Origin of the sequence: Salinihabitans flavidus, assembly GCF_900110425.1 — a bacterium.
In the GTDB taxonomy this organism is placed as follows: domain Bacteria; phylum Pseudomonadota; class Alphaproteobacteria; order Rhodobacterales; family Rhodobacteraceae; genus Salinihabitans; species Salinihabitans flavidus.
Window position 1 is genome coordinate 226393 of the sequence record NZ_FODS01000004.1, and the last position, 23265, is coordinate 249657.

The following is a 23265-nucleotide window of genomic DNA, read 5'->3' on the forward strand; positions in this document are numbered from 1 at the left end:
ATTTCGATTTAGTCCACTTTGAAGGAAAGGCGCATCCTCCCGATGCGCCCCTCTCGACACCTGCGAATGTCACCCCTCATGATCTGGGATCGGTCTGAAAGCCGTCCGCCCACGGCAAATCCGCGTTCGGTTGGTTTCAGGTTGTATGAATGGTTTGCCCCTTCCAGACGGTTTCCTGAACCGTGCACGCGGCGATCTGGTCTGGCGCACCCTTTCGGATATCCATGCCGGGCACGATGAAATCCGCCCAGGCTCCCGGTCTGAGTTGCCCGGTCTCTCCCTCCATTCCCAGCGCACGCGCGGCGTTTACGGTGAAGAGAGGCAATGCGTCTTCGAGCGTGATGGCCTGATCCGGTCCGACAGTCCCAGGGAATCGGCCCGTGCTGTCGCGGCGGGTGATCATACCGGCGAGCCCTGTCCATGGGTTGGCATCGGGGGCCGCCGCGGGCCAGTCAGTGCCGAATATCACCTCGGCTCCGGCGCGCAGCAAGTCGCGGATCGGATGGCATCTTTCCATACGCTCCTGCCCCAGCACGGCCAGTTGCGCAGGGGTTGCGGCGTTGGGCATCCAAAGCTTCGGTGAGACTTCCGCCACCGCGTTCAGTTGCGCGAAACGGGGTAAATCCTCCTCATCAATAAAGGCGCTGTGAGAAAGCTCATGGCGCGGACCGGACGGGCCATTCGCCAGCCGGGCCGCTTCCACGGCATCCAGTCCCTTGCGCACCGCATTGTCGCCGACAGCGTGCATTTTCAAAACAAAACCGGCTGCATCCAGTTGGGTGACCCAGCAATTCAATGCTTCCGGTTCGATCAGGAGGGTCGCATTCGGGTCATGACCGGCCGCATCGTAGTCAGGCCCGACATAAGGTGCCAAGAACGATGCCGTGAAGGATGGTGCGACGCCGTCAAGGAAGAGCTTGGCGAAGCCCGTACGAAGATTCTCAGTGGCGTACTGCCGCTTCAACTGTGTCAGTTCATCCAGACCCAGCGGCTCGGGCCCCAGTGGCGCGAAGCAGGCGATATGCGCCGCCATGTGTATGGGAAGCTTCCCGGCTGCATCCGCCGACGCATAGGCCGCCAGATCCGCCTCTGTGGCCATCGGCTCCTTGAACCCGGTGTAGCCCAGGCTCGCGAAATAGCGCGTGAAATGGCTGACAGCGCGTGACAGTTCTTCAGGTGTGCGCGTGGTCATCTGTCTGACCGGGGCGCAGGCGGCTTCGTGAAGAATGCCTGTTGGGTGCCCATCGTCACCACGCTCGACCCCCCCGCCAAATCGGTCCGAAGTGGAAATGCCAGCCAGATCCAGAGCGCGTGAATTGCACCACAAGGAGTGTTGCGTCACATCGGCAAGGGCGACCGGATGTGCCGGCGCGATCCGGTCGAGCAGGTCGCGCGGGCGACGGCCCATCCCCTCTCGCATCTCCGAGCGCCAGGGACCGCCGGTAATCCAACGACCGGACTCGACATCCGCCGTCCGCGCGCCAGCGGCGTGCAGGAGCGTATCCAGCGTTGCGGTGTAGCCGACATACACTTCGAAAAGCTCCCGGCAGGCCCCCCAGAGCGCATGGGTATGCGATTCAATGAGCCCCGGCATGGCGAATCGCCCGTGCATCCGAATGTGTTTCGTGCCGGGCCCTTTCAGCGTCTCAATCTCGGAATCCGGGCCCACAGCGATAATCCGGCCGTCTTTTTCGGCCATCGCCGTGACCTCTGGCGCTTCGGGCCAAAGCGTTAAAAAATGCCCGTCTGTCCAGATCTTGTCTGCCTTCAGCATAAGTATCTCCATAGATTTTTGTTGACATAATCAATGAATAACGTTGACGATGTCAACAATAGCTCCGTAGTTTGATGCCCAGAGGTAAAGCTGATGCATACAACCGAGACAAAAAAGCGACCCGGAACGAAGCCACGCGTCCACCCACCGATCACCACGTTGATGGATGCGCTGTCGTTCCGAATCGCGCGCTTGGCTGCGATCAACGAAAAGGCCGGCAACGCGCTTTTTCGCGAACAGTTCGGGCTCACGCTGACAGAGTGGCGGGTTTTGGGCGTGACGCAGGCGATGCAATGCGTGCCCTTCAACCAACTTTATCGCTACCTCGTGATGGACAAGGGTCAGCTCAGCCGAACAGTCAAGGCGCTTGGCAAGCGCGACCTGATCGAGATCCTTCCCTCTGAAACGGACGCGCGCCAGATCCAGATACGCACCACACAGGCGGGCCGCGACCTGCACGACCGGGCACTGGTCTACACTCAGGAGCGCAATGAGGTCACTGTCGAGACACTCACGCCCGAAGAATGTGCGGAGTTCATGAGAATCCTGAAAAAAATCAGCACCGACAACGAAGATCGAGCATTCATGTCGGGAGTTCTGAAATGAGCGCCGCGCCCCCCGCGCCGATCACTGCCCGCCACCCAGTGCAGGTGGCGGGCCGGGTGATCGCCGCGCTGTTCTCGCTCTCAATCCTTGTCGTGATCGCGTTCTTTGTTCTCGACGAGGCCAATGCGCGCTTTGGAATCATGGCGCTCAGCGCCCTGATCGTCGTTCTGACCAAGCCACTGACACAAAGCACCCGGTTATTCACCCGTATTCCCTGGGTCGGCTGGACTGTCGATGCGGCTCTTGTTGTCGCCTTCGGCTGGGCGGCGATCTGGTTTTTCCGGGTCAAGCAGGAACTCTATTCGGGTTTCTTCATGGCCAATCCTCAGAATATTACCGCCGGCATCATGGGCATGGCCGTGCTGCTTCTTCTGACGGTCAGGGCCTGGGGGTGGTCTCTGGTGATCATGGCCCTTACCTTCGTCGGATTCGGTTTTGTGGGCCCGTGGCTGCCCGGACTACTTGAGCATTGGGGCATGTATCTCGGCGATTTCATGCAGATCGCCTGGTATTCCTTCGATGGCGTATTCGGGCGGACGACCGGACTTGTCGCCGACACCGTGCTTGTCTTTCTGATTTTCGGCGCCGTGCTGGAGAGGACAGGCGCCGGCGAAAGCCTGATCCACATTTCCACAGCGCTGACCGCGCGCATCCGCGGGGGGGCGGCGCATGCGGCCATTGTGGCGAGCGGCGTCTTCGGAATGATGAGCGGTTCGGTCGCCGCCAACATCGCCGGCACCGGCGTCTTCACCATCCCGATGATCAAACGGCAGGGGTTTTCCGCCAATTTCGCCGGTGCGGTTGAGACATCCGCCTCCTCTGGCGGACAACTTACGCCGCCGATCATGGCGGCAGCCGTCTTCGTGATGGCCGACCTTGTCGGCATGCCCTTCGCAATGGTCATTGTCGGGGCGGCGCTTCCGGCGCTTTTCAAGTATATTGGCCTTTTCGCACAGGTTTACGCGTCGGCGATCCGAATGGATATCGAGCCGCTTCCCGAAGATCAGGTTCCGGTCCTCACGCGACGGGACTGGCTCAACTCGTTGCTGGTGGCCCTGCCTATTGCCGCTCTGATGGCCACATTCGTTGTGGGCAAATCACCTGCCGTGGCTGGCCTCGTGGGTGTTCTGACTGCACTGGTAACGGGTTTCGTGCTGAACCCCGATTTCCGGCGAGAGCCGGTTCGCGTCCTGCAGGCATTGGCCGATGGTGGCATTCAGGCCGCACAGATCATGCTGGCGGTCGGCGTCATCGGCATCGTTCTGGCCGTGGTGAATGAAACCGGCGTTGCCATCCGCTTCGCCACTTCGATTGCAGCCGTCGGCGACGACTTTCTGCTCTTGGCGTTGATCCTCGCCATGTTCGGCGCGTTGATACTCGGCATGGGGCTTCCCACGCTTCCCGCCTATCTGATCATCGCCATCATGATTGCCCCCGCGATCATCAAGGCCGGTGTGCCGCCGCTGGCGGCGCATATGTTCGTGCTCTACTTCGCGGTCTATTCCTCGATTGTGCCGCCCATCGCATATGGCTGCTACATCGCGGCTCCGATCGCGGGGGGGCACCCGCTCACCACCGCTTTCATCGCACTCAGGTTGTCCATCGTGGGGCTGCTCGTGCCGTATGTCTTTGTCTACTCGCCGTCATTGCTGCTGGTGGCCGGACCCTTCAGCTGGGCAGAACTGGGCTCCACCATCCTCCGGCTGCTGGTGGCGATCTGGATGTTGGCCAGCGCCTTCGGAGGCGCGGACCCGCGTGTGGGCAAGCTGGGGCTGGCGCAGCGGGCAGTGCGTTTGAGTCTCGGTGCTGGCGCGATGATTCCTCTCGCACCGATTTGGGCCACAGCCGTGATCGGCGCGGCCATTCTCGGGTTTTTCTTTCCGCGCCTGGAGTTGTGGAAAGCGAGACCCCAATAACAATAGGTAAAACAGATGATGCCGCGATCAAAGATGATCGAAACACCGAAAGGGAAGATATGACACCGACCTTCATTCAAACTCTCAAACGTACCACAGTCGGGCTGCTTGCGGCCGGGCTTATGGCCGGGCCGGCGGTGGCTGAGCTTTACAGAGTCACCTCCACGGCTCCCGGAATGTCACCGTTCGTGGTGAACACCGCGATTGCCAAGGTGGTCAACTCGCATAGCGATGACGTGGACCTGCAGGTTCGCGCAACGGGTGCGGCAACGCGGCATTTCATCGACGCCGCCGCGGGCAAAGTCGATTTCCTCTTTGGCTCGGCCACGATCAACTGGTTGCTCGCCAATCAGATCGGTCCCTTCAAGAGCTTCGACAACGGGGCCGAGCTTGAAAAGAACGTCGGCATGATCTTCTCCTATCAGATCGGCCCGTATCACTATGTCACGCGCGCGGACTCCGGAATCGAAACGTTGGCGGATCTCGAAGGCAAGCGCGTCTTTGCCGGCCCGCCGGGCGGCGCGGCGAAGGGGGTTGTTCTACGGATGATCGAGGATGTGACGGGGCTGACACCCGAGGACATGAACGTTCAGGAATTCGGATTCGATGCAGCGGTCCAGGCGTTTCAGGATGACAAGATTGACGTCATCGTGCTCCCGACGAACGTGCCGTCGCCGTCGATTCAGCAGTTTGCCCTGACCAAGGAAATTCGCCTGCTCGACATCGACGTGGACAAGCGAACGATCAATCATGTCAGTTCCACGACCAACGAAATCGGCCCGGACGTCTACGGAGAGAACCAGCTCAACGAAACACCGATCCGCACGCATGGGGCTCTTGTGAACTTCTCGGCAGGCATGCATGTGCCCGAGGAGGCGGTATATCAAGTCACGAAAGCGATCTGGGAGAATCTCGACGAGATTCATGAGACAGCGCAATGGATGAGCAACACCATTACGCCCGAGACCGGCCTTCAACTGATTCCGGGTCGTCTGCACCCCGGGGCCGAGCGCTACTACCGCGAGGCTGGCTGGGATATCCCGGAGCCCGTCAGCTTCCAGCCGGACAGCTGAACGGACGCGACACTGGCGGTCGCCGCGCGTCCGGCGGCCGCACGCTGCGCTGTGCCGGGGCACTCCGCGCGCGGCCTCTTTCACCGCAAACCGGGACACGGCCCCCGGCATGAACAAAGTCATGCCGGTTCTGTCGGTTTTGTCCAAAGCGGGAACGGGAAAATCCCCGAAAGTTTCTGTCGCCGGAACAGAATCGCGGTCAGTCAAAAATCTTCAAACGAGAAAGTTACCAAAGGCAAGATGATGGTGCGGTCGAGAAGACTCGATTCTCAATGTATCACATCACGCCCCTGTTTTATTGGCATTTTTAGTAATCGTCACACACCGAAAGTGTCGTCTTGTGTGACGTTTTTAACCCTGAGGAACCCCGATTTTGAGTGGCTGTGCGGGGACGATGATGATGTGATTGCTTCCCACCAAATCGCACGGTTGAGCAAATCGCACGGCTGAAAAAGGAGCCACCAACTATGCGGGACATTCTGATCATTGATGCGGCTGCGGCATGGGCTAGCAACTGTGTCTATGTGGACGGCTGGGAACGTCGTCACGCACTCCACCACCGGCAAGCGCAACTGCCAGCCTGTCCTTCGAAATATCAATACCGACATAGATCGTTGATTGTTCTTTTGTCATGCCTTCCTCCACCGCAGATCAACGGCAGTCGCAGTCATACGATCAGAATACAGGCTGATCCGTCATGCGCGCCCCGCTGGAAAAAGACATGCGGTCTTACGAAAGGGTCACATTTTGCCATGCCGGCTGGGTAGGCGGCAGATCGGCTGACCTCAAGCTGGGATCCGTTGACAGAACCCCGAGGCACCGTCTGCGATCAGTGCCACACCTGCGTCGGCACTCAGCGCACTCTTTATTCGAACCATGGCCACAGCCTACATCTGAGCATATGTCTGCCAAGGCGCAAACTCGGCATCGCCAACGCCCATCTCCTCCGACAGCGTGAGTTTTCCCGACGCCACGGCGATCATCTCAGTAAAGATGCGCTTGCCGGCCTCCTGCACCGTCTCTTCGCCGTCCGCGATGGTGCCGCAATTGATGTCCATATCCTCGCGCATGCGTTCATACATCGGCGTGTTGGTGGCGATCTTGATCGACGGCGCGGGCTTATTGCCATAGCAAGATCCGCGACCGGTGGTGAATACGATGAGATTGCAACCCGAGGCGACCTCCCCTGTAATCGACACAGGGTCGTAGCCAGGGCTATCCACGAACACGAGGCCTTTGACCTTGATCTGCTCGCCATAGCCATAGACACCGTTGAGATTTGTCGTGCCCGCTTTGGCCACGGCACCCAGCGATTTCTCAAGGATCGTGGTCAGGCCCCCAGCCTTGTTGCCTGGTGTGGGGTTGTTATTCATCTCTGAGCCATTTTTGGAGGCGTAGTCCTCCCACCAATCCAGCATTTTCATGAGCTTGTCGCCCACCTCTTGGCTGGCAGCGCGGTCGGTCAAGAGGTGTTCGGCGCCGTAGATCTCGGGCGTCTCGGCCAGCGCCGCTGTGCCGCCGTTCTGGACAAGCAGGTCCACCGCATGACCTAAGGCGGGGTTTGCCGTAATTCCGGAATAGCCATCCGAGCCGCCGCATTGAAGAGCTACCGTCAACTCGGACACCAGCACCGGCTCGCGCGTAGCCTCGTTTGCGTAGGCCAGCGCCTCTTCAAGCCATGTCAGGCCGATCTCGACGGTGGCGCGCGTGCCGCCCACATCCTGAAGCGTATGATATCTGAACTTTTCCGGGGGCGGGTTGCCATACACCTCCAGCATCAGGGGGATCTGATTGCTCTCGCACCCCAGCCCCAGCATCAAGACAGAGGCGAAATTGGCGTGGGTCGCAAAGCCCCAGACGGTTCGCTGCAGCTTGTAAAACGCCTCGTCATCGGTGCCGATGCAGCAGCCCGCACCGTGCACGATGGGAACGATGCCGTCGACATTGGGATAGGCCTCAAGCAGTCCGCGCTTCTCAGCCTCGCGCGCGATCAAGCGAGCAGCGGACGCCGAGCAGTTCACTGAGGTGACGATGCCCACGTAGTTGCGCGTGCCAACCTTGCCGTCTGGACGACGAAATCCTTGAAACATTGCGCGTTCCGCCTCGGGAACCATCTGCGTTGGCTCTGCCTGCGTTCCGTGAACCTCGCGCTTGCCATGCTGCGTCATGGTCGCGTTGTGGACGTGGATATGCGTCCCTGCCGGGATATCGGCGCTGGCGAGACCGATGATCTGGCCGTATTTGATGATCTGCGCCCCAGCCTTGATATTGCTCACCGCGATCTTGTGGCCGCGCGGAACCGAGTCAAGACTGGTCAACTGTATATCCGAGACCGGTGCACCTGGCGCAATGTCCCCCATCGCGATGGCGACATTGTCAGAGTTATGGAGTTTCAAGGCACGACAATCGGGCATAGCTTGGGTCCCTTTTCAGGTCGATCTGGGGTGACAATTCAGGCAGAAACGCTATCCGCGATCTCTTGGATGAACGCATCAAAGAAGGCTATGGTCAGATTTCTAGCAGTGGAGTTAAGCAGGCGGTTGCCCAACTGCGCGAGGCGCCCACCCACATCGACCTGCGCCACATAGGTCAGCCGCGTGCTGTCAGCCGCATCGCGGTGCAAAAGAACATCAGCACTGCCTTTGGCAAAGCCCGCCACACCGCCAGAGCCCTTGCCGGTCAAGTGGATCTGGCCGGTGACCTCGTCTTGTATCACCGACACGTCACCGGAGAACCGGGCTTTGACCGGCCCGACTTTCAGCACCACTTTCGCCGTGTAGTCCGTGTCCGACGTGCGCTCCAGCTCCTCACAGCCAGGAATGCAGCGCCTGAGTACATCTGGGTCAAGAAGCATAGTACGCACAACCCCTGGGGGCGCTTCGATACTGAGTTCATCTTCAAGCTGCATGAATCTTCCTTTTGTGGGTGGCAGGGGATCTTTGATCCCCCAGTTGGACGCGCCGGGTCAGATGTCGACCTTATCGCCGCCTTTGGTGTCGAGTATCTCGCGGGCATCGTCAGGGGTGGCAACCTCAAGACCCTGCCCTTCGATGATCTTGCGCGCGAATTGCACCTGTTCAGCGCTGGATGTAGCCAGACGCCCACTCCCGGCCCAAAGCGAATCCTCCAGCCCCACACGCAGGTTGCCGCCCATGGACACGGCCATCGCACCGATGCGGAATTGTGCAGCACCCGCGCCCAGAACCGACCAGCGATAATCATCGCCAAAAAGCCGGTCCGCCGTGCGTTTCATATGCGCCACGTCTTCGGGATGGGTGCCAATACCACCCAAGATGCCGAACACCGACTGGATGAAGAAGGGTGGCTTGACGATGCCCCTGTCGGCAAAGTGCTTGAGGTTATAGAGATGCGCGATGTCGTAACATTCAAACTCGAACCGTGTTCCGTTGGCCGCGCAGGTCGTAAGGACGTATTCAATATCGGCAAAGCTGTTGCGGAAGACGAGGTCTTTCGAGTTCTCGAGATGCTCACGCTCCCAGTCGAATTTGAACTCCTTGAACTTCTCCAGAAGCGGAAAGAGGCCAAAGTTGATCGAGCCCATGTTGAGCGAGGCAACCTCGGGCTTGAAATGCGCGGTGGGCTGAACGCGCTCTTCCACAGTCATGAATGGACTGCCACCGGTGGTCAGGTTGATAACCGCATTGGTTGCCTGCTTAAGCTGCGGCAGGAACTTGGCGAAGCCCTCGATAGACTGGTCAGGTTTCCCAGTCACCTCATCGCGAGCATGCATGTGCAGGACCGAGGCGCCCGCCTCAGCCGCCGCCAGTGCGTCGTCAAGGATCTCCTGGGGTGTGATCGGCAGATGCGGCGACATGGACGGAGTGTGGATCGCACCGGTGGGCGCGCAGGTGATGATAACTTTCTTGCTTGCAGCCATGGCCGAAGCTCCTTTCTTCTTGTTAGACACTTTTCATCAGGCGCTTGACAATTTCAGCGCCTTTCTTCGTCCGAGCCAGCTCCGGCCTAGGCCAGAGGCACCTTTTGACTGCGAAGCTGCGGAAAAAATCAGTGCGGCCACCAACATGAGCGCGCCTTGGAAAAAATACTGGTGCGCTTGCGACAAGCCAAGGAAGGCCACGGCGCTCAGCACTACGGTCAGCAGGATCGCCCCAAGGATCGTACCGACAAAGCTGCCCCGCCCGCCTCGCAGGCTGGTGCCGCCAAGCACCACCGCCGCGATGCTGGTCAGGGTATAGCTTGTGCCCTGACGCGGGTCGCCGACGCCGATTTGGGCCATCAACATCACTGCCCCAAGAGCTGTGAGTAGCGAGGTTAGAATATAGCCGGCGATGAACACTCGGTCGACGCGGACCCCGATGCGCCGCGCGGCTTCTTCATTCGAACCCACAGCCTTGAGCTGCCAGCCCATGCGGGTTTTACGCAGCATGTATTCGCCAACGATCGCCAGCAGGACCATAACGATGAAGGCAACCGGGATGGGGCCAATGGCCGTGTTGATCGCATCGATTACCGGATAACTAATAAACCCGCCCACGCCTTCGCGCAAAAGGAAGCTGAAGCCCTGGATGCCGATGAACAGCGTAAGCGTGGCCGAGATGGGGGTGAAGTCACCAAAGCGGATCAGCACCCCGTTTATGGCCCCAACGAGGAAGCCACTGCCGAAGATCAGGAAGAACCCCAGCAGCATGAGCGCAGCAGAGTCTCCGTCATTGATGAAGAACGAGGCGACAACGACGAGGAACCCGGAAAGCGGTCCAACAGACAGGTCAATACCGCCCGTGAGCAAGGCCACCGTTTGCCCAAGGGCGATGAAGCCAAGAGGTGTTGCCAAAAGCAACAGGTTGGATACGTTGTAGGCCGAAAAGAAACTGGCGTTCTGGCCAAAGACATAAAGGCTGATCAAAACGACAACGAGGCTGAGCGGCACCACCGGTGCAAGGTCTGATTGCAGGAACTGTCGCCACTTGCCGGCTTGCAGGACTCCTTTCGCTGCCTTGGCCTTGTGGCCCACTTCCGTTCCATGCGCGTTTACTGCCGCCGAAACGATCTTTTCTTCGCGCACTTCATCGCCGGTCAGATGCGCAACGATCCGACCGCGCGAGAGGACGATCACTTCGTCGCACAGCCCCTCAAGCTCGGCCGAGTCCGAGGAGTTCACGACGATTGGAATGCCCTGCTGAGACAGTTCCCGAAGGATCGAGTAGATTTCGAACCGCGCGCCAACATCGACGCCTTGAGTCGGTTCATCGGCGACAACGAGCCCCGGCTCGGACAAGAGCGCGCGGGCCATAACGACCTTTTGTTGGTTCCCGCCTGAGAGCGACAGAATCGAGGCCTCGCTATTCCCCGCCTTGACCGACAGAGATCGAAATACCTCACCCACCGCGCCCATTTCCTTGCGGTGCCGAACAATGCCTCTTTGCGCGAACTTGTCCAGCGCCCCGAAACTCGCGTTCTCTCGCACCGTCAGGCTGCTCGCGATCCCTTCAGTGAGGCGGTCAGACGGCATGAAGGCAGTTTGTTTCTGCAGGTCTTGATAGGACAGTGCCTGACCTTTGAGTTCAAGGCGCCCTTCCGACGGCTGTAACCCGGCGATTGCGCGCATGAGTTCAGACTGGCCGTTCCCCTCGACCCCCGCCACGCCAATGATCTTGCCGTGCGGCACAGCGAAGCTGACATCTGTGAACTTGTCGCCTGATAGGCCCTCGACCGCAAAGTCGATCTCTGCCACGTCGCCCTTCGCCTTGGGCGGAAAGGCATCGGTCAGCGTGCGCCCGACGATCATGTTCAGCACGTCGGCATCACTGATCTCGTCGACAGGCATCACGCCCTGAAACTGGCCGTCGCGCAGAATGGTGATACGCTGCGCGATCTGGCGCACCTCAGCCATGCGGTGCGTGATATAGAGAACCGCCGTACCCTTTGACGCGACCTGCCGAATGCGGTCAAAGAGCATGTCGGTCGCGTCTTTGCCGAGCGCTGAGGTCGGCTCGTCCAGAATCAGGAGTTTCGGTCTGATTGCCAATGCCTTGGCGATCTCCAAAAGATGCTTTTGCGCGATGTTGAGTTGATCGGCACGAACGTTCAGAGGAATGTCCAAGCCTACTTCGGCTAGCGCTTCGCGTGTCAGATCGGTAGCCGATTTTCCCTCGAAGATCGAGGGCGGCAAAGCGAGTTGGAAGTTCTCAAGTACTGTCAGATCGCCCAGAATCGCTGGGTGCTGAAACGAGATCGCGATGCCAAGCGCGACGGCGCTATCGGGCGAGAGGGGCGACACAATCCGATCGCCGAACTCGATCTGACCCGTATCGGGCTGGATCGTGCCAGCAATGATCTTCATCAGAGTGGACTTGCCCGCCCCATTCTCGCCCAGAACCGCATGGACCTCGTTTGCGTAGAACTCAACCGTGACGTTTTCGAGCGCGGTCACACCGGCATAATACTTCGAGATATTGGACAGGCGAATGGTGACCTCTGCCGGAGCCTCAGATCTTGAAACTGGTGTCGCTGACATGCCGCGTCCCTTGTCGCTGTCTTCGAATTTTGGGGCGTGACCCCGGGCAGGCCGGAATCACGCTTGGTTTGATTACTTGCCGCCGACGGCTTTGGCCTGCACATCCGCCGGAACGGAGGATGACAGAAAGATCGAGCCTGGCAGGTCATCGCGGCACTGAACCGGATTGGGCTCACCAGTGATCGAGTTCTCAAACGGCGGAACGGGGTTCATTTCCTGCTCGGGAGGCGTGCCCCCTGTAGCAAGCGCTGCGGCCCACTGCACCGCCAACCGTACGTCATCATTACCCGTGCTGACGGTGAAGAGCTCGAAATCCGGGTTGGATTCATGCTTTTCATGCCAGAAGCAGCCGATGGAGTTGCCGTCCGCAGCCGCAATGGCCGGGATCGAACGACCGTACTTCTCGAACTCTGGCAGCGCGCCAACGAGCGAAGGACCAAAGTCGGACACGATCACGTCGATCTCGTCATGCTTGGCGATCTCTGCCGTCAATACCTGCTGAGTCAGTGCCGGGTCCCAGTTGGTCACGGCGAAGGGCAGCGAGTTGAGGAAGACATATTCGTCGCCCAGAACCGACTTCATCCCCTCATAGGCCTGCACGCCTTGACTTGTCCCCGCCGGGCCGGAGAGAAAAAGGACGTTTCCGCCATCGGGCAGAATTTCCTTGATCCAATTGGCGAAGGTCACCCCTTCACCATAGAAATCCGTGTTAAGATACTTAGAGAAGTTCACGCCTTCTTCGCCCGCAACCTCAACGCGGAAGGGGATGACCACGCGACCAGCACGGTAGGCACTTGTCATGGCAGGCAGAACGGCGGGGCCGCTGTCGGCAAAGACGATCAGCGCATCGGTGCCCTTGGCGGTGAAAGCCTTGATATCGGAAATCGCCTTCTGGGTGTTCCCTTGCGCGTCCGAATATTCGTAGTTGGTGATCGATGGACACTTGGCCGCTTCAATCGCTGCCGCCGCGTTTGTCACCTGGCGCCAGCTATTGCCGCCGAAGCCGTCCATCAGTGCCAACGTCGCCTCGTCCGGGCCACACCAGCTTGGCGTTTCTTCGCCCATTGCGGCCCCACCGATCGTCAGCGCGGCACTTGCCACCGCCCCTGCGAGTTTGAGCTTCGAGTTTACCATTTTTTTCTCCTCCCTGAAGTTACTAGGTAAGTTTGCGTTGTCCAAACCTCCGCTGCATTGAGTGAACGGAGATCCCCAGGCCCAACGCGAGCGCTTGGATGATAGATTGGCCAGAGTAAGGCACCCCAACCGCCAGGGCGAACTGGCTGAGCTGGTTCAGAAAAATCGCGGCAATGAACGTGGCCAATGGATAGCCGCGACCGCCTGAGAGCGTGCCGCCGAGCACAACCACAGCGATGGAGGGCAAAAGCAGAGCTTCGCCCTGAAAGGCGGTCGGCTCGCGCAGGATGCCCGCGAGAAGTATACCGGCGAGGCAGTAAAGCAGCTGTGCATATACATAAGCCATTGACTCGTGCAGCCGCACCCTGAGCCCGACAGCGGCAGCGGCTGTCTTGTTCGCTCCAATGACCTCAAAGCGGCGGCCCATCACCGTCTTCTTGACCACGAAGGCCACCACGATCAGCGCGGCAAGGGCAAAGTACACCGAATGCGGGATGCCGAAGGTCGTGCCGATCACAATCTTCTGCAACAGCGGCGTCGTCAGGATCGGCACACCGCCCGAGACCGCAAAGACCCCACCGTATAGCAGCGCGTTGACACCAATTGTGGCGATCACCGCGTTCACACGGAACACGCCCACCATCACACCGTTCAGAATACCGGTTGCCAGCGCCGCGCAGATTGCCAGCCCAACGGCGTAGGGCAGTACCGCATTGTCGCCGGCAGGTACATGCGCACAGATTACAACGGCGAGCGATACGCCACCCGGCACCGAAAGGTCAAACCCGCCTTGCTGCACCACGAGAAGTTGGCCCAACCCAACGATTGCAAGCACGGCTGCAAACGGAATGCTGCCGCTGACGGCCCCAAGCGTGATGCTCGACGGAGCGAAGAAAATCGATGCGACGACGAGACCTACAATAGATAACAACACAGTCAAAATCTGCGGGCCTGGCATGCGGAAAATGCCGCTGCCGGCGGACGAGAAGAACGGGGCCGTCTTAGAATTCCCAGCCATGCCGGCCCCCGGATGTGAACACAATTTGGGAAAGGCCTCTCTGGCTCTCAACCACGTCCATTTTCACTTTTCTCCCTGTCGCGTTCGCTCAGATCGGCTGACGATCTACGATAAATCAAGGGTGCCCAATCATCCATAAATAATCAAGCGTTAAGTTTTTCATCTTCGGAACTATTTTCGAACAGACGAAATCGACTCGCAGAGATTAGGGGATGACCCTTCAGATAACATGTTTTACTAATCTGTTTTTAATACATTATTTTCTTCTGCATCTTCGCGTTGCGCCGGTGGGCACACCTTAGGCTGCGCCTGAGCTTGTCGTGAATTGATACAAAACAGCGTTCCACGCCTTGGTTTTTGATTATCGTATGTTTAGTTTTTTTCAACGTCGCGAATCATTTCGGCGTCACTACCCCGCTAAGAAGACCAGGCGTGCTGACGCATGCTCAAATTCTTCGCGGAAAATTCGCGATCAGGATGGTTCGACAGGCGCAGGCCAGCACTGGTACCAGCCCTCAAGATGCTGATCCACAGTGTTGGAAATGATATCATCCAGCGGCAACTTGAGGGGCACCTTGAACACATGCAGACGGATCATGTTGAAGATCACGCCGCCGAAAGGGCGCCATGCCATCTCAAGCTCAACGTCGCTGATCGGAACATCTTTCAGCTCGCCATATCCGGCCTCTAACCGCATAAGATGGCAAATAGGTTCGAGGATTTTCTCTCGCACTGCCGCTTTTTGGATCTGATAGGGCTCTGTGTATCCGCTCAAAGACGCGTGGAACATTAGCCTGATACAGTCCTCGTCGGTGACATTTCGGCAGTATTCGACAAGCACTGCCTTGACCTCGCGCCGCAAGATATCCGGGTCGGTTGCCTCGATCCTTGAAAGCTTTTCGTAGACGGATGCGCTGAAGGCGTCGTCAAAAACCGCCTGCACCAAATCCTCGCTATTCTTGAAATACTGGTAAAACATGGCCTGCGAGCAGCCAATTTCCTTTGCGAGCCCCCGCGTTGTGCCAGAAAGGCCCGCCCGCGCAAAGTAATTGCGTGCACTAGCGATTATGGTCGCCCGGCGGAATTCTCTGTTCCTTTGAATTTTGGACGAGACCGCCATCCACTCCCCTTTTTACCCTTTCGACCCGCTGCTCGCGCAGCGGGCCGTTAAACCTCTCAACCCCCGGTACTATGCCGGATAATTTCGCGCAATCGGCTTGGACCGATCGGAATTTCGTCGATTCTCACGCCCAAGGGCTTCAGCGCGTCTTCCACAGCCGCCACAACCGCGGGCGGCGCGCCCATACGACCGCCTTCTCCCGCGCCCTTCACGCCGAACTCGGTATAGGGTGAGGGCGTCTCGACATGTCCGATCTGGATGTCCGGGGGCATCTCGTAGGCAGATGGAATAGTATAATCCGCAAAGGACGCGTTGGTGAACTGCCCGTTTTCGTCATAGCAAAACTTTTCATAAAGCGCCGAGCCGATCCCTTGGGCCGTGCCGCCCCGCACGTGGCCACCCAATGTCAGCGGGTTCACCACAGTGCCGCAGTCGTGCACGGCGACATAGCGCAGGATCTTCACGCTGCCGGTCTCGATATCCACCTCGACCACAGGCACGTGACACATGTGACCCATAATCGGGTAGAAAATGCCAAGATGACTGCGGTCATCGGCAGGCATGGTCGTGAGCGGGTGATCATAAACATGCTGCACCGTCAGACCACTGCTAAAGTCATCGCTATCCGGGAAATCGAGGCGGAAGTTGTAGGCCGCAGTCGCAATCTCTTCAATAGTTTTCGAACGGTTGCCGGAGCGGGTGATAAAAATCCCGTCGCGGAAGTCTACATCCTCCTCATCGGTCCCCATCATCACCGCGGCCATGCGCTTCATCTTAGTCACGAGCTTTTCTGTCGCGCCCACCACCGCACCAGAGATCATCACCGTGTAGCGGCTGCCCGCTGGGCCCGCGCTTGGCAACCCGTGGTCAGTGTCGGCATAGGTGAAGATGATGTCCGTGGGATCGACGCCCAGCAACTCGGCCACCACCTGACCCACAACGGTTTCGGGACTGTTACCCCAGAATGGTGCGTGCAGGTCCACAACCACTTTGCCCGACACATCCACAGTGATTCCCACGCTTTCCGGCACGCTGGAGAGCGGAAAGGCTGGATCACGCTCCAACATCCAGTATTCAGTCGCACTAAAGACGGAGCGCTCCTGGACAGTAGCGACGCCGATACCGAGATAGCGCCCCTCCTTCAGGGCGGCCTCTTGTTCGGCCCGGAAGTCGTCATACCCGATCTTGTCCAGGGCTTTGGCGAGCACCGCTTGATAGTCACCACTGTCGTAAAGGTTGCCGGTCGGGATGATATGCGGGAACTTCTCTTTCGGGATTAGGTTCCGACGACGAAATTCCACCCGGTCTTCGCCCAACTCATCAGCTGCGGCATCCACAAGACGTTCGATCATGAAATTCGACACCTCGGCGCCAAAGCCACGATAGGCACCCTGCTGGCATTTGTTGGTCAGCACGGCCTTCAGATCATAGCGCACGCTGCCAATATCATAAGGCCCAGTTACCTGTGACAAGGCATTGCCGTGATGACCCACGCCGAACTGCGCATAGGCGCCATAGTCATCGACCGTTTTGATTTTCACGCTGGTCATCTTGCCGCCTTTGATCGCCACCGAGCAGTCAAAGACCCGCTCCGGCCCGTGCTGGTCGCTCGACAGCATGTGGTCGATCCGGTCCTCGATGAATTTCACCGGGCGGCCTGCGGCACGGGCAAGCGTGGCCGTCAAAGTTGGAACCTTGTGAGCGAACATTTTGGAGCCAAAGCTGCCGCCTGCATAGACCGGAATGACATTAAGTTTGCTCGGCGGTACACGCAAAGAGGCCGCAATCCCATGGCCGAAATAGTTGTACATGGAACTGTTCGAATAAACCTCGAACTTGCTGCGACCGGGGTTATAGCTGGCCACGGCGCCCGAAGTTTCAATCGGCATGCCACTGGTCCGACCCCAGCGCAGCTCGCGCTGGATGACATGGTCAGCAGCTGCAAAATCTTCTTCTACCGTTCCAAAGTCATAGTTGCACTCGAAGGCGATGTTCCCGTTTTCGTGATTGGGGTGGAGTATGCCATCTCCAGTGGCGGCAATTCCCTGCTCGACCGTGGCAATCACCGGTAGTTCTTCATAGTCCACCTCGATCAGCTCCAGCGCATCCTCGGCGATGTAGCGGCTTTCGGCCACCACGGCCGCCACCGTCTCACCCACATGGCGCACCCGGCCCACGGCGATACAATATTGCTCTATTCCGTTGCCCGAGCCGAATTGCGGATCGTTGGTCTTGGCCACGTCCTCGCCGGTCAACACGCAGACGACCCCCTCCAACGCCTCCGCAGCACTGGTGTCGATTTTGACGATCCGCGCATGTGCCAGCGGGCTACGCAACACGGCGGCATGGGCCATGTGAGGCAAGACCACATCATCGATAAATTGCCCCGTGCCAGTCAAAAGTGGTGGGTCTTCCAGCCGCTTCATTGGCTTGCCGATATGATTGTAACTCTTCGCCGGACCTATCTTGCGACGGCTTGGCGGTATGACTATATCCTTGATGCTCATCTTGTCCTCCCTGCGTCCGGCTTAGCCGTTCGCCTGCTCCGCCATCAGCTCTGCGGCATAAGCGACGGCATCGATGATATTCTGATAGCCAGTGCAGCGGCAGAGGTTGCCGCTCATGTGGTCGACGATCTCTTCACGCGTTGGCTTGGGGTTCTTCTCCAAGAGTTCCAGCGCCGAGATCAGCATCCCCGGCGTGCAGAACCCGCATTGCAGCCCGTGCTTTTCCCAAAATGCCTGCTGGAGCGGGTGCAGCTTGTCGATGGTGCCGAGCGACTCGACCGTTTCAATCTTCGCCCCGTCCACCTGCACCGCATAAGTAAGGCAGGACCGCGCACTGCGCCCATTCAGCATGACGTTGCACGCGCCGCAAACGCCGTGTTCGCAGCCCACATGGGTGCCGGTTAGACCCAGCTCATGCCGTAAAAAATCACTGAGCATCATGCGCGGCTCGACTTCAGCCCGCACGGTTCTACCGTTCACCTCCACCGATAGTTCGTGTTTCTTGATTGCCACTTCAGTGTCCTCCCTACCTCAACCCGCCAGCATATCAAGCGCCCGCGCGGTCAGGCATTTAGCCAGATCCATCCGATGCTCGACCGAGACGATCGCGTCCCCGCTTAACTCCAATGTGTCCGAGGCGACGCCTCCCGCCTCAGCCGCCAATTCCGGCGTCAAAGCCTTGCCTTCCAGCACCGCCTCAACCTCCGCGCAGCGCATGGGGCGGTCGGCAAGGCCGGCGTAAGCAGCGCGTACGTCACGCAACGTCCCACCTTCGAACTCGGCCGTAATTGCGACAGCAAGATAAGCAAAGTCCCCGCGCCGTGTTGCCGCCTCGCAAAAGCCCCAGGCTTTCTCGCCCGCAGCCAGTGGGATGGCGATGTCGAGAAGCATTTCGCCTTCTTTCACCGCTGTCTCGAACAGGCCGACAAAGAAATCGTCCGCCGGAACTATCCGCTCGCCGCTTTCTCCGCCAATCGTCATCGTCGCGTCCAGCGCCTGCAGTACCGCAGGCAATTCAGAGGCCGGATCAGCATGACAGACATTGCCCCCCAAGGTGCCACGGTTGCGCACCGAGGCATGGGCAACGTGGCTGTACGCCTCTCTGAGCAACGGCAAATGATCCGCAAGATATTCGGACTCGAACACGTCCACATGCCGGACCATAGAGCCAATACGCAGATGTTCGCCCTCGACACCAATCGATGCAAGCGCACGGATACCACTGATGTCGATCAGTTTACCCGGTGCTGCCAATCGCAGGTTCAGCATTGCTCCGAGGCTCTGACCACCTGCGATAATCTTTGCTTCCCCGTCCGATTCACGAAGCAAAGCAAGTACTTCAGACACCGTCGCCGGCCTGCAATAATCAAATGGAGCTGGCTTCACTGGCTCTCCCTCCCGTTTGCAAAACCTTTGATAACTAGAATACTATTTTGTGGCTCTGTCAACAAAAGTTTGCGATAAGTTGCAGATGCTATCAGGCCTTCCGGCGCCACTCTCTCAAGCATTGACCGCATTAAATGGTTGATCATTCTTTCGAAACACAAGAGCCTCCATAGCGATTGAACTTATAATTATTCATTCATTTACAAAGACTTGGTCGAAAACTGGATTTGAAGCTGCCCTTGAGTAAACCAGAAACTCGTATTTCCACCACATACGAGGTCCCCAACCTTAACGAAGGATCAAGAAAGGGTTCACTGCCCAGAAAAAAGAAATGAACACTTGATTACTTTGTGACTGCGTGTCAGTCATTTTGGGTAAGAATCGCTGAAACCCGCTCAAAGCTGGGCACGGAGGTTCGAGGGAGGCGCTTACGATTGTGATCTGTGACGTTGTCGCGTCCTCAAAGAAATGCGCCTGTGCAAGGCGGCAACAGAAGGAAAGACAGATGGCCGTGGTGACAAAAGCCGACGTGGACAAGGCATTCAATGAATTATCAAATTGGGGCCGTTGGGGGGATGATGATCAACTTGGTACGATCAATCTCGCGACCCCCGAACGGGTGTGCGAGGCAGCGGGCTTGATCAAAACAGGTCGCATCTTTGGGCTCGGCTTATCGCTGAAAGAGCCGGTGCAAACGGGCCTCTATGGTGGCCGCTGGAATCCCATTCACTCGATGCTGGCCACCGGCACGGACGTCAAATGCGGCATCCAGGAAGGTACGGGCCTGCAATACGCGGACGACGCGATCAACATGCCCTGCCAGGGCTCGACCCAGTGGGATTCGATCGCGCATATTTTTTACCAAGGCAAGATGTTCAACGGCTATGACGCCTCGAACGTCACCACCACCGGCGCCCGCAAAAACGGGATCGAGAATTATCGTGACAAGATGGCCGGCCGTGGCGTGCTCTTGGATGTCGCGCGCTACAAGGGCGTTGACTGGCTGGAAGACGGCGAAGGCATCACGATTGACGACCTCGAAGGGACCGCCAAGGCGCAGGGCGTGGAGATCCGCCAAGGAGACTTCGTGATCTTCCGTACAGGGCACCAGAAACGCTGCCTCGATTTAGCGGAATGGTCCGGCTATGCGGGCGGGGATGCGCCTGGCCTCGCCTTCGAGACCTGCTACTGGATCAAGGAAAAGGACATCGCCGCTATATGCGCGGACACTTGGGGCTGTGAAGTTCGCCCCAACGAATCCGAAGCGGAGGGTCTTTTCCAACCTTGGCACGCCGTCGTCATCCCGGCCATCGGCATCGCCATGGGCGAGATCTTTTACCTTGAAGAACTAGCCGACGATTGCGCAAAGGACGGCGTCTATGAGTTCTTTTTTACCGCGCCCCCCTTGCACCTTCCCGGCGGCTGTGGGTCGCCGCTAAACCCACAAGCGATCAAGTGATCCTCTGTGTGGGCCGTCTCGCTCAATATGGCGGGGCGGCTCCCAAACTTCGGCTCAGATAGGTCTGCACCACGCTTGGCGCACCATGAAGCATGGACGCCACACAGTCATGGATGATCTGGGTGCGGTCGATGTCGGGCGCGTCCTGAAATAGGTATTTACGCATCCCGAAGTACAACAACCCGGAATGCGCTGTGTAGATCGCTTCGAACTCCGCATCTGTCACGCCATCCACTGCATAGGTTTCACCTGACCTTGCGCGCCTGACGTCCCACGCGACCTCGACTGCAATCGGCTTGGTAATATGCTCGGCAACAAAGCGTGTGTAGCGTTTGTTGATTTCAGCACCTTCCAGGGCGGACCAGAAATAGACCCGCATCCACTTCTCTTCAAAAACTACCTCGGTGTATTTCTCATAGAAGCGGACAAGGCGCTGATAGAGGCTCACGCTCCGATCTTCTAGATCACTGATCCATGCATCATCAAAAAGGTTCTCGAATTGCTCCAAGTAGATCGCATCCACAAGGTCTTCTTTTGTCTCGAAGTGTTGGAAAATCAAAGGCTGCGTCACGCCGACAGCATTTGCGAGATCACGCGTGGTGAACGACATGCCATTCTTGCTAAAAAGCTCTGTCGCAACTTCCAAAATCTTGGAGCGACGCACGTCCTTCGGCAATCGCTTTGTTTCTCTGCCACGCAAATACTTCCTCCTCATTGCAAGCATCTAACAACGGAACCACGTGCTGGAACTATAAGGCATCATTGGTGGGTAGTCCATTGCAAGCGCGGATGGAGTCAGACTGAGCCGCACCGGAATACCGTTGCGGTTCACTCGCCCAGTGGCGCGATTCCCAGAGGTGGTTCCGGAAATCTGAACAGCCGGGATAAGTGGATTTTCTGCGCAACAGCGGCATGATGCTGCGAGCGAGGAGAAGACCATGGCAAGACGACCACGCCGGAACCACAGGCCGGCATTCAAGGCGTAAGTGGCGGTGGCCGCGATCGAGGGCGAGTAGACGCTGATCGAGTTGGCACAGGATTTCGACGTCCACCCGAACCAGATCAAGCATTGGCGCGACCAGTTGCTTGAAGGCGCGACCGGAGTGTTCGGCGATGGCCCGAAGGCTGAGCTGGAACCAGTGATCGACGTGAAGACCCTTCATGCGAAGCTCGGAGAGCTGACGCTGGAGAACGATTTTTTGTCCGGCGCGCTCAGCAAGGCGGGTCTGTTGCCGAGCGCAAGAAAATGATCGATCCCACCGCGAAGCTCAGCGTCAGCCGCCAGGCCGGCGTGCTGGGGATCAGCCGGGGCAGCGTCTATTACAAGCCGCGCCCGGTATCCGACGCGGATCTCAAGCTGATGCACCGGCTCGACAAGCTGCACATGGAATTCCCGTTCGCGGGCAACCGGATGCTGCGGGGGCTGCTGGTGCAGGAGGGATTCAAGGTCGGGCGGCTGCATGTTGCCACCCTGATGAAGCGGATGGGCATCGAAGCTCTTTACCGCAAGCCGAACACCTCGAAACCGGCACCGGGGCACAAGATCTATCCCTATCTGCTGCGCAAGCTGCCGATTACCCCGGCCCAACCAGGTCTGGGCGATGGCGGGCTTACGCCGGCGTCTCCGAGGCCCGTGCCTCGATCGGCCGTTATCTCGGCTTCTAAAATAGCCGGAGGCCTCATTCGTCGCTTGACGGGCAAACGCCCGATCAGGCCTACTTCAACCAGCCGATGCCCGAAGCGGCAGCGGCCTAGCCGAGGCGGAAAACCACTTACAAAACGCCCGGAACCTGTTCAGACAAACCGAACCACCTCTCAGCTCGTCAGGGGATGGAAACTCGGCCAACCCGATTTCCGTTTCCATGGACGCTGATTGCCCAGTCTTGTCATGGAACAGAAAACGATCGCCGTTTGTCGAGAAGGCGAATGGTATCCGCAACTTATCAGCATAGGAAAGCGCTTGCTGCATCCCGTCGCCGACAGAGTGTGAATTGTCCTTAGCCTCGATGACAGCAATGGGTATGTTGGGCTTGATGTAGAGGACGTAGTCAGCTCGCTTCTGCTTGCCGCGGGCGACCATCTTTCCACGAACGATGATCCGACCGTCTGTGAGTGTTTTCTCCTCGGCGATCTGTGTTTGCAAATCCCAGCCCGCCTGCACGACCGCTGGCGCAACAAGCTTGCTGCAGATGTCTCTCTCAGAAAATTTACGAATTTGCATCGCCGCCAGCCCAATACTTTGGTTGCAGCCTATAGATCACAACAGGCTTCTCAAGTCTTGAGACGCTTGATGATCTAGGAACTGCCTACGAGTGCTAATGGCAATGTGGACCCAACAGTGAAATAATTGGCGAACGAAACCCAAATGCTGGCCTAGTCAATCCCTTATGAGGCAGGGAAAACTGTCGAGATGCTATTTCGTGCGGCAGCTTCAACTAAGTCAATAGTTGGTGGCTGTACCAGAGCCTAGTTGTCCCATCCCGGATGATCATATAGACCCTCGCCGAACTGCATTGTTCATGGCAAGATCGATCCTGCGCGAGGTTCGGGACGAGGAAATGACATGCTGATCTCTCTTCACAAGCAGGCCACCACGACGCCGAAGGTGCGGGCGGCGATCCAGGCGAGCACTGAGCCGGCGTGGGTCGTGGCGGAGCGCTACGGCATCTCCGAGCAGACCGTTTGGAAGTGGCGCAAGCGCGACAGCGTGCAGGATCGCAGCCACACGGCGCGCCGGTTGCAGACGACGCTGACGCCGACGCAGGAGGCTGTGGCG

17 protein-coding genes and 2 pseudogenes are annotated in these 23265 nt (G+C 58.3%); 6 read left to right on the forward strand and 13 right to left on the reverse strand.

The window, feature by feature from the left end:
- Nucleotides 1–136: 136 nt before the first annotated feature.
- A complete protein-coding gene (locus BMW66_RS05700) occupies nucleotides 137–1774 on the reverse strand; it encodes an amidohydrolase (RefSeq protein ID WP_175483171.1) in 1638 nt (545 codons plus the stop codon).
- Between the two features lie 93 nt (nucleotides 1775–1867).
- Between BMW66_RS05700 and BMW66_RS05705 the strand changes: the two genes are divergently transcribed.
- Genes BMW66_RS05705 through BMW66_RS05715 form a run of 3 tightly spaced genes read left to right on the forward strand, consistent with a single transcriptional unit; the run spans nucleotide 1868 to nucleotide 5369 of the window.
- Entirely contained in the window at nucleotides 1868–2380 is a 513-nt protein-coding gene (locus BMW66_RS05705) for a MarR family winged helix-turn-helix transcriptional regulator (protein WP_093116348.1), read from the forward strand.
- Nucleotides 2377–4296 (forward strand): TRAP transporter permease, encoded by a 1920-nt coding sequence (locus BMW66_RS05710; protein WP_175483172.1) that lies wholly within the window; start codon nucleotides 2377–2379, stop codon nucleotides 4294–4296. The genes BMW66_RS05705 and BMW66_RS05710 overlap by 4 nt, the downstream gene beginning before the upstream one ends.
- Nucleotides 4297–4355: 59 nt before the next feature.
- Nucleotides 4356–5369, forward strand: coding sequence for a TAXI family TRAP transporter solute-binding subunit (locus tag BMW66_RS05715; RefSeq protein ID WP_093116352.1), 1014 nt, complete (start codon nucleotides 4356–4358; stop codon nucleotides 5367–5369).
- An 887-nt stretch (nucleotides 5370–6256) separates the two neighbouring features.
- Here the strand turns inward: BMW66_RS05715 and BMW66_RS05720 are convergent.
- The 10 genes from BMW66_RS05720 to BMW66_RS05765 form a co-directional block, all read right to left on the reverse strand.
- Nucleotides 6257–7783: a UxaA family hydrolase gene (locus BMW66_RS05720; RefSeq protein ID WP_093116354.1), complete on the reverse strand. Its 1527-nt coding sequence runs from the start codon at nucleotides 7781–7783 to the stop codon at nucleotides 6257–6259.
- Between the two features lie 38 nt (nucleotides 7784–7821).
- On the reverse strand, nucleotides 7822–8277 hold the full coding sequence (locus BMW66_RS05725) for an SRPBCC family protein (protein WP_093116356.1): 456 nt from the start codon (nucleotides 8275–8277) through the stop codon (nucleotides 7822–7824).
- A gap of 57 nt (nucleotides 8278–8334) precedes the next feature.
- A complete protein-coding gene (gene kce / locus BMW66_RS05730) occupies nucleotides 8335–9267 on the reverse strand; it encodes a 3,5-dioxohexanoate:acetyl-CoA acetone transferase (protein WP_093116358.1) in 933 nt (310 codons plus the stop codon).
- 36 nt (nucleotides 9268–9303) lie between these two features.
- Nucleotides 9304–11865, reverse strand: a complete 2562-nt coding sequence (locus tag BMW66_RS05735) for an ATP-binding cassette domain-containing protein (protein ID WP_093116361.1) — start codon at nucleotides 11863–11865, stop codon at nucleotides 9304–9306.
- Between the two features lie 72 nt (nucleotides 11866–11937).
- On the reverse strand, nucleotides 11938–12999 hold the full coding sequence (locus BMW66_RS05740) for a substrate-binding domain-containing protein (RefSeq protein WP_093116363.1): 1062 nt from the start codon (nucleotides 12997–12999) through the stop codon (nucleotides 11938–11940).
- Between the two features lie 22 nt (nucleotides 13000–13021).
- A complete protein-coding gene (locus BMW66_RS05745; RefSeq protein ID WP_217639288.1) occupies nucleotides 13022–14017 on the reverse strand; it encodes an ABC transporter permease in 996 nt (331 codons plus the stop codon).
- Between the two features lie 472 nt (nucleotides 14018–14489).
- Nucleotides 14490–15137: a TetR/AcrR family transcriptional regulator gene (locus tag BMW66_RS05750; RefSeq protein ID WP_093116365.1), complete on the reverse strand. Its 648-nt coding sequence runs from the start codon at nucleotides 15135–15137 to the stop codon at nucleotides 14490–14492.
- Nucleotides 15138–15193: 56 nt separating this feature from the next.
- Entirely contained in the window at nucleotides 15194–17644 is a 2451-nt protein-coding gene (locus tag BMW66_RS05755) for a xanthine dehydrogenase family protein molybdopterin-binding subunit (protein ID WP_093116367.1), read from the reverse strand.
- Nucleotides 17645–17665: 21 nt separating this feature from the next.
- Nucleotides 17666–18157, reverse strand: coding sequence for a (2Fe-2S)-binding protein (locus BMW66_RS05760; protein ID WP_425441308.1), 492 nt, complete (start codon nucleotides 18155–18157; stop codon nucleotides 17666–17668).
- Nucleotides 18158–18175: 18 nt separating this feature from the next.
- A complete protein-coding gene (locus BMW66_RS05765; RefSeq protein WP_093116369.1) occupies nucleotides 18176–19030 on the reverse strand; it encodes an FAD binding domain-containing protein in 855 nt (284 codons plus the stop codon).
- Nucleotides 19031–19535: 505 nt separating this feature from the next.
- Here BMW66_RS05765 and BMW66_RS05770 point away from each other — a divergent pair.
- The gene (locus BMW66_RS05770) at nucleotides 19536–20489 is read left to right on the forward strand and encodes a cyclase family protein (protein ID WP_093116371.1); all 954 of its coding nucleotides are present in this window, start codon (nucleotides 19536–19538) and stop codon (nucleotides 20487–20489) included.
- A gap of 22 nt (nucleotides 20490–20511) precedes the next feature.
- Here the strand turns inward: BMW66_RS05770 and BMW66_RS05775 are convergent, their stop codons facing one another.
- Nucleotides 20512–21153, reverse strand: a complete 642-nt coding sequence (locus tag BMW66_RS05775; RefSeq protein ID WP_175483174.1) for a TetR/AcrR family transcriptional regulator — start codon at nucleotides 21151–21153, stop codon at nucleotides 20512–20514.
- A gap of 322 nt (nucleotides 21154–21475) precedes the next feature.
- Between BMW66_RS05775 and BMW66_RS05780 the strand changes: the two are divergent.
- Nucleotides 21476–22093, forward strand: a pseudogene (locus BMW66_RS05780) (IS3 family transposase); the annotation flags it as partial.
- Between the two features lie 209 nt (nucleotides 22094–22302).
- Here the strand turns inward: BMW66_RS05780 and BMW66_RS05785 are convergent.
- Nucleotides 22303–22710: pseudogene (locus BMW66_RS05785) on the reverse strand (type I restriction endonuclease); the annotation flags it as partial.
- Nucleotides 22711–23052: 342 nt separating this feature from the next.
- On the opposite strand from BMW66_RS05785, the gene BMW66_RS05790 reads away from it, so the two are divergent.
- On the forward strand, nucleotides 23053–23265 hold a 213-nt coding region (locus tag BMW66_RS05790), incomplete at its 3' end, for a helix-turn-helix domain-containing protein (RefSeq protein WP_342741846.1).